Raw genomic sequence first — 3,816 nt, 5'->3', positions numbered from 1 at the left:
CGTCGCCGCGGCATCCGGCGCTGGCCCGGCCCCCGCCCCGGCGTCGAGCGCACCCTCGATCCGCGCCCAGAGCCCGGCCCCCGGCGTCACCGGCTCGACACCGAGATCCAGCGCCAGGAACCGCTCCCGCGCCGCCGCCACCAGCGCCGCCAGCGCCGGATCTGCGGCCATGCGGCGCTCGAGCTCCGCCCGGTCGGCCTCGTCGAGGAGCCCGATGGCGTATTCGTCGGCCAGCTCCGCCGGATCGCGCCCGGCGATGCTCATGACAGGCACGCCCTGAGCGCGGCGAGGCCCCGGCGCACCCAGGCCTTGGCGGTGCCGAGCGGGGCGCCGACGCGGCCGGCGATCTCGCCATGGGTATAGCCGAGCACATAGGCCATCAGCACCGCCTGCCGCTTCGCCGTGTCGAGCGCGGCAAGGCAGCGCTTCAGCGCGCTGGCCTCGTCGAGCCGCTCCCAGGCGGCGGAGAGCATCGCCTCGTCGTCGCGCAGCGCGTCCAGCGCCCCGGGCTCGGTCGCCGTCTCGCGGCTCCCGTCGCGCAGCATGTTGAGCGCGTGGTTGCGCAGCACGGCATAGATCCAGCCGCGTGCCGAGCCGCGCGCCGGGTCGTATTGCCCGGCACTACGCCAGATCTTGACGAAGGCCTCCTGCACCGCCTCTTCGGCGAGCTCGCGCCGGCGCAGGATGCGCAGCGCCACACCGGCAAGCCGCCCGCCCTCGGCCTCGAAGATCCGCCGCAGCGCCGCCCGGTCGCCGCGGGCGCAGGCTTCGAGATCGCTGGAAAGGTCGATGGCGGCGTCGGTCACGTCGGATCTCCCTTGCGGCGGCCGCAACTCTGCCAGATCGCTCCCATGCCTTCCAGCGCAAAGCCGGATGGCGACGGATTGGCCGGACGCGGAGGGCAGCCATATCTCCTCCCCTCTGGAGCAATAGCCGCACGGCGCGGCGACAGAGGGCGGGCCGCATCGTCGCGGCCGCCCGGGCCTTCGCCACAACCGGTCGGCGGCTCCGAAAAGGAGGACACCGCAGCCGCGCATCCGGATGCAGCGGCACGGCGCCACCCTCGGGAAACCGGCTCGGGGGCAGGGAAAGCCCGCCCTTTGCCGCCGGCCCGCGCCGGTCGCCCGGCGTCTTGCAGCGATCCGCCCGCCATCGGCGCTGATGGCCCTCTGCGGCGCACCGGGCCGCCACCGCACCGACGATGCCGTCCGCCCGCTTCGCCGACCCCGCGCGCCGCGATCTCCCGATGGCGGGACAGGAGGCTCGCCGCCGCCACGTCCCCGGTACGGCACCTTTGGGCGTTCACGAGGAGCGGCAACCCGGCGCGGGCCGCCTGCCCTGCGACGGGCGCCCCGTTGATCGCCATCGCGCTGACGAGCGCCTTCTGCGGAGTGATCGACGCGGCATGCCGGCGATGGGCACGCCGCGGGGTGTCGCCGCAGGCGCAGGCGCCATGCGGCTAACAGTGTTTCAGTCCCGCGCGCGCGTGTGCCGGGCCGGCCGCGCGGCCAGGCCCGGGCCGCCCCGGCACCCCCGGCGATGGCGCAGCGCGGCGCATCTCGGAGGGACAACCTGTCCGCAACCCGCACCGCCCCGACGCCGTTGCTGCCACTGCCGCCCGGGTCCTGCCCGCGGAACGGCATCTCGCGCATCTCCGCCCCGGGGGGCCGCAAACGGCAAGGGGCGCCGGTGTTGCCACCCGCGCCCCTCCGGCAATCGGACCGTCAGACGATCAGCGGATCAGGCGAACCACCAGCGCTCCATCCAGCGCTCGCCGTCGAGATCCCAGTTGGTGCCGAACGTGTCGCCATGGGCGATCTTGTCGGACAGCGCGAAGACGAAGGAGGCGAACATCGGCACCACGACGCCGCCGTCGTTGCTCACGATCTCCTGCATCTCGTAGTACATCGCCCGGCGCTTGTCCTCGTCGAGCTCGGCGCGGGCCGCGAGCAGCAGCTCGTCGAAGCGCGCGTTCGACCAGAAGCTGTCGTTCCAGGCGGCGCCGGTCTGGTAGGCGGTCGAGAACATCTGGTCCTCCACCGGCCGGCCGCCCCAGTAGACCGCAGAGAACTCGTGCTTCATCCAGACATCCGACCAGTAGCCGTCGTTCGGCACGCGGTTGACGTCGATGGTGATGCCGGCATCGGCGGCCGAGTTCTGGTAGAGCACCGCCGCGTCCACCGCGCCGCCGAAGGCCGCATCCGCCGCCGAGAGCCGCACGTTGAGCCCGTCGAGCCCGGCCTCCTTGAGGTGGAACTTCGCCTTGTCCGGGTCATAGGTGCGCTGCGGCAGGTCCTTGTTGTGGAAGCGCTGGCCCGGGCCGATCGGATGGTCGTTGCCCATCGCGCCATAGCCGAACAGGATCTTGTCCACCAGCTCCTGCCGGTTGATGCCGTATTTCAGCGCGAGGCGCACGTTCACGTCGCTGAACGGCTCCTTCCGGCAATCCATCGCGAAGGTGTAGTGCTGGTTGCCGGCGACCGACTGGATCGCGATGCCGGGGCGGCGCTTCAGCAGGCCGACGGTCTTGAGATCGAGCCGGTCGATGGCATCGACATCGCCCGAGACCAGCGCCGTGGTGCGCGCGTTGAGGTCCACCAGCGCCAGCATCTCGATCTTCTCGAACCAGCCGCGGTTGGCCGCATCCCAGTGATCGGGGTTCTTCGAGAGCTCGGCGGTCACGCCGGGATCGAAGCGGTCGATCTTGTAGGCGCCGCAGCCGTCGCCGGAGCGCCAGTCGAGCTTGCCGTCCTTCGCCGGGCCGATGATCAGGTGATAGTCGCTCAGCACGAAGGGGAAATCGGCGTTGCCGGCGTCGAGCACGAAGACCACGGTGTCGTCGCCCTCGGTGCGGATCTCCGAGATCGCCGAGACGATCGGCTTGGCGGCAGAGGTGGACTGATCGCCCCGGTGATAGTTGATCGAGACCGCGACATCCTCGGCGGTGAGCGCCTTTCCGGAATGGAAGGTCACACCCTTGCGCAGCTTGAAGATCCAGGTGCTGGCATCGGCCGAGGCCTCCCAGCTCTCGGCGACATTGGGCACCAGCGAGCCGTCCGAGGCGACCTCGGTCAGATAGCCGTGCACGCCATGCGCCAGCGCGATGGTGAAGCCGTTCTCGTAGGTCGCCGGGTCCAGCGTGTCGGTGGTCTGGCCGTGGGCCTTGCCGATGCGCATCGTTCCGCCGGATTTCGGCGCCGCGCGGGCCGAGGACAGCGGCAGCGAGGCGAGCAGGCCGGTGGCGGCGCTTCCCTGTAGGAAACCGCGGCGGGTCGGGGTGATCAGTCTGGTCATGATGTCATGCTCTCCTGTTCGGGCGTCTTGTTCTCTGGGGCGGGCACTGGAAGGCCGCACCGTCGCCAGCGCACAGCCTAAGGCTTTGGTGCGCGAGCGACAATGCCGGTCGCTCCGCTGCGCGCCGCGGCACGGGCGCGGCCGCCGGCCGGCCGGGCGCGGCGGGAAGGGCGATTCCCGGCAGCCCCTGTCATCCGGGGCGGCCGGGCGGCCGTAGCGGCAGCCCGTGCCGCGGCGCGCAGCGCCCCGGCCCTGCGGCGCGACGTCACGCCGATGCCGGTTTCGCCGCCCCGGCCGGGCCGCCGGGCCCGCCCGCCCCCCGGAATCCGCCCGCAATAATCTTGCGCCAAGCCGTTCACCCGCTTGGGGAATTCCCCGCGAGAGTTCTGGAATTTACTTGAATGACATATATCAAGTCAATAAATTGACAGATAAACTCATTGTTTTCAGTAGTTTGAAAATTTCTTGACGTTTTACGCTGCGCAAGCGAAGAACCCATCTGAATTGCAATGAGGCAGCTCT

At 70.6% G+C, this 3,816-nt stretch carries 2 protein-coding genes and 1 pseudogene; all 3 read right to left on the bottom strand.

All coding sequences use genetic code 11. The annotated features are described in order from the left end of the window. Positions 1-264: pseudogene (locus tag QSJ97_RS24285) on the bottom strand (anti-sigma factor); the annotation flags it as partial. Then, positions 261-806, bottom strand: a complete 546-nt coding sequence (locus tag QSJ97_RS24280) for a sigma-70 family RNA polymerase sigma factor (RefSeq protein WP_285675066.1) — start codon at positions 804-806, stop codon at positions 261-263. The gene QSJ97_RS24280 and the pseudogene QSJ97_RS24285, both read right to left, overlap by 4 nt. Positions 807-1,740: 934 nt before the next feature. After that, complete coding sequence (locus QSJ97_RS24275; protein WP_285675065.1) at positions 1,741-3,294, bottom strand: ABC transporter substrate-binding protein; 1,554 nt, start codon at positions 3,292-3,294, stop codon at positions 1,741-1,743. Between the last annotated feature and the right edge of the window lie 522 nt (positions 3,295-3,816).

Origin of the sequence: Paralimibaculum aggregatum, assembly GCF_030270585.1 — a bacterium.
GTDB lineage: Bacteria > Pseudomonadota > Alphaproteobacteria > Rhodobacterales > Rhodobacteraceae > Thermohalobaculum > Thermohalobaculum aggregatum.
The sequence above is the reverse complement of the archived record's forward strand: the minus strand, read 5'-3'. Positions and strand labels throughout refer to the sequence as shown.

What these genes read in the sequence shown, in the direction of transcription:
- QSJ97_RS24275 (WP_285675065.1), bottom strand. Translation starts at nt 3,294, where the DNA reads ATGACCAGACTGATCACCCCGACCCGCCGCGGTTTCCTACAGGGAAGC.